This window comes from Aeromicrobium sp., from assembly GCF_049587115.1.
GTDB lineage: Bacteria > Actinomycetota > Actinomycetes > Propionibacteriales > Nocardioidaceae > Aeromicrobium.
This window is the reverse complement of the sequence record NZ_JBAVDI010000009.1, coordinates 1-3,502: the sequence shown is the minus strand read 5'-3', so window position 1 is coordinate 3,502 and position 3,502 is coordinate 1. Positions and strand designations below refer to the sequence as shown.

Sequence of the window (3,502 nt, the reverse complement as noted above, 5' to 3'; positions counted from 1 at the left end):
CGTAGTGCCAGCCGAAGTACACCGTGGCGACCATCGTGATCGCCAGGAAGGCACGCAGCGACCACACGATCGAGCGATGGAGACCAGCTCGATGGGCCACCAGGCACGCTGTGGTGGCGATCGCGACATGCAGCGAGGCGAATGCTGCGATGTTCTGCACCGTGTGGGTGTTGACCGGGTCGGCCAGGACCTGCAGGCGCTCTGCCCACATCGACTGCTGAAGAGTCGTCGTGGCCGTCGTGGTCAGACCGCCGAACTCGGCCGGACGGTCATAGATCGGGCCGAGTGTCGGCAGGGCGAAGTTGAGCGCGACGCCGATCACCCAGTCGACCGACACTGCTGTCACCCACCACGAGCTGATCCGATCACGGCGCGCCCACACCAGGGCGATGGCCAACGAAGCCGGCAGGGCCGCGATCCACGCGACGTAGAAGAACGACAACGCCTGTGCCGCGAGATCGGTGCCCAACAGCTGGTGGAGGAGCACCGCGGGTGAATGGCCGAGGAACATCGCGCGATCCAGCCTGGCCAGGTCGGTGTCGTACAGCTGATGATTGGCGAACGGCACGAAGCCCTTGAGGTTGCGCACCGACGCATACGTCGCATACCAGCCGACCAGGCCGATCAGCATGAATCGCAAATTGGCCGGGGTCCAGCGTTCGCGCCACACCTCGACGGCCGAATCGCGCGTGTCCCGCCACGACCGTGCACGCCAGAGAGCCCGTGGGACCACGTCCAGCACGAGCGCGACGAGGACGATGAAGGGGAGCCGGATGTAGGTCGGACCCGTCGATCCGTCGGGGTCGTGGAAGCCCAGTCCTAGCGACTCTGCCATCACGATCGCCACGACCACCGTGGCCACCGCGAGCGCGGAACTGAACTCCAAACCCGACCTACGCACTGTGCGACTGTAGCGTCCCTCGGCAACTCGGTCGCGCGCCAGCCCTGGAATGGGGGGCCTCACACGGCTCGATCGATGCACGTGAACGTCTTTCGGTACTGCTGTGGGGTCGTTCCCCGTGCAGTCGCAAAATGGTGCCGCAGGGTCGCTGCGTTACCGAAACCGACACGGCTCGCGATCTGCTCCACCGACCAGGTCGAGTTCTCCAGCAGCTCCTCGGCCTGCGCGAGGCGTTGGCTGCTGAGCCACTGCAGGGGTGTCGTCCCGGTCTCGTCGCGGAAACGTCGCGCGAAGGTCCGCGGTGACATGTGTGCCTGGGCCGCCAGCCTCTCGATCGAGAGCTGTTCGTCCAGATGATCGCTCGCCCATGCAAGCAACGGCGCGAGCGTGTCGGCCTCGGTCTGCCCCATCGGGGTGCGTACGAACTGGGCCTGTCCTCCCTCGCGGTGCGGCGAGACCACGATGCGCCGCGCCGTGGTGGTGGCGACCTTCGCCCCGAACACCTGGCGCAGCAGATGGAGCGACGCGTCGATGCCCGCAGCCGAACCCGCACCCGTCAGCACCACGCCGTCCTCGACGTACAGCACATCGGCGTCGACCCTCGCCAGCGGAAATCGTTCGGCGAGCAGCGCGCCATATCGCCAGTGAGTAGTGCATGCCCGGCCGTCGAGCAGCCCAGCCTCACCCAGGATGAAGACTCCTGTGCAGGACGCCAGCACACGCACCCCCCGATCGGCCGCTGCGCGCACGGCGGCCGCAACCTCGGGAGACGGATCCAAAAAGTTGCGCTTGGGAACGACCGCCACGAGATCGGCGTCGTCCAGCGCTTCGAGACCGTGATCCACGACGTAGTCATAGCCCACGCTGCCCTTGACCCGCCCCGGACGTGGCGTACAGACGACGTAATCGAACTGGGGGTTGCCGTCCTCGGGATGGTACGGCTCCGCCCACACCTCACCGAGCACTCCGAGCGAGAACGGCTCGGCCCCGTCCTGCACGATGACCACGACCTTCTTCATAAAATCATCATGTCAGGATGATGGCAGAAAATCAACGCAGCATGTCATTTCTGCCACTGGTGGCACGATCTACTCACAAGCAGAATTACTGCCATGTTCATCACCATCGCGGCCATTCTGGTCATCGCATCGGGGATAGCACTCGCTGTGCTGATCCCCCAAGACGGGTACGGCACCCGCCCCGCTCCGCGCAGCCACGTGGACTCCTTCCCACCCCGTTGGGTGGCATGACCACCGTCGCTGCCCTCCAACACACAGAACCCCCGGTCCGTGAGGACCGAGGGTTCTGTCGTGGAACGGGTTGTTACGCCTCGCCGCCCGTGAGCTTCTCACGGAGCGCCTGCAAGGCCTCGTCGGAGGCCAGCGAGCCCTCCTGCTGCGGAGCTTCGCCCTCGCCGCCGGCGGTGTCTGAGGAGTAGTTCGCCGCCTCGGAGGCCTCGATGCTCGACTTCTCGGCATCGATGATCTGCTGCTTGTGCGCTTCCCAGCGCTCGTGCGCCTCGGCGTACTGCTTCTCCCAGGTGGCGCGGGCCTCGTCGAAGCCATCCTGCCACTCGCCGGTCTCGGGATCGAAACCGTCGGGGTAGATGTAGTTGCCATCGGCGTCGTACGAGGACGTCATGCCGTAGAGCGTCGGGTCGAAGTCATCGCTGACTGCGGCCTCGGTCTCATTGGCCTGCTTGAGCGACAGCGAGATGCGACGACGCTCGAGATCGATGTCGATGATCTTGACCATGACCGAATCGCCGATCTGGACGACCTGCTCGGGGATCTCGACGTGACGCTCGGCGAGCTCGGAGATGTGCACCAGGCCCTCGATGCCCTCCTCGACACGGACGAACGCGCCGAAGGGGACCAGCTTGGTCGCCTTGCCCGGCACGATCTGGCCGATCTGGTGCGTGCGAGCAAAGTGCTGCCAAGGATCTTCCTGCGTCGCCTTGAGCGACAGCGAGACACGCTCGCGGTCCATGTCGACGTCGAGCACCTCGACGGTGACCTCGTCGCCGACCTGGACGACCTCGTTCGGGTGGTCGATGTGCTTCCACGACAGCTCGGACACGTGGACCAGGCCGTCGACGCCGCCGAGGTCGACGAACGCACCGAAGTTGACGATCGAGGAGATGACGCCCTTGCGAACCTGCCCCTTCTGGAGCTCGGTGAGGAAGTTCTGGCGAACGGCCGACTGGGTCTGCTCGAGCCAGGCACGGCGGGACAGGACCACGTTGTTGCGGTTCTTGTCGAGCTCGATGATCTTGGCCTCGATCTTCTGGCCGATGTACGGGTCGAGGTCGCGCACGCGGCGCATCTCGACCAGCGAGGCGGGCAGGAAGCCGCGGAGTCCGATGTCCATGATGAGGCCACCCTTGACGACCTCGATCACGGTGCCCTCGACGACGCCGTCCTCGGCCTTGATCTTCTCGATGTCGCCCCAGGCGCGCTCGTACTGGGCGCGCTTCTTGGACAGGATCAGACGGCCTTCCTTGTCCTCCTTCTGGAGAACGAGGGCCTCGACCACGTCGCCCATCGCGACGACGTCATGGGGGTCGACGTCGTGCTTGATGGAGAGCTCGCGGGAGGGGAT

4 protein-coding genes are annotated in these 3,502 nt (G+C 65.4%); 1 reads left to right on the top strand and 3 read right to left on the bottom strand.

The window, feature by feature from the left end; genetic code table 11:
• Both WB461_RS00740 and WB461_RS00735 read right to left on the bottom strand, forming a co-directional pair.
• Positions 1-901 (bottom strand): phosphatase PAP2 family protein (locus WB461_RS00740; protein ID WP_423850812.1); only part of this gene is annotated, 901 nt, incomplete at its 3' end.
• Between the two features lie 59 nt (positions 902-960).
• Positions 961-1,920 (bottom strand): GlxA family transcriptional regulator, encoded by a 960-nt coding sequence (locus tag WB461_RS00735; protein WP_423850811.1) that lies wholly within the window; start codon positions 1,918-1,920, stop codon positions 961-963.
• A 93-nt stretch (positions 1,921-2,013) separates the two neighbouring features.
• Between WB461_RS00735 and WB461_RS00730 the strand changes: the two genes are divergently transcribed.
• Positions 2,014-2,151 carry a hypothetical protein gene (locus tag WB461_RS00730; protein ID WP_423850810.1) on the top strand — a complete coding sequence of 46 codons (138 nt, stop codon included), beginning with the start codon at positions 2,014-2,016 and terminating at the stop codon, positions 2,149-2,151.
• Positions 2,152-2,224: 73 nt separating this feature from the next.
• On the opposite strand, the gene rpsA is transcribed toward WB461_RS00730, so the two are convergent.
• Positions 2,225-3,502: 30S ribosomal protein S1 (gene rpsA / locus WB461_RS00725; RefSeq protein ID WP_423850809.1), on the bottom strand; the 1,278-nt coding region annotated here is incomplete at its 5' end.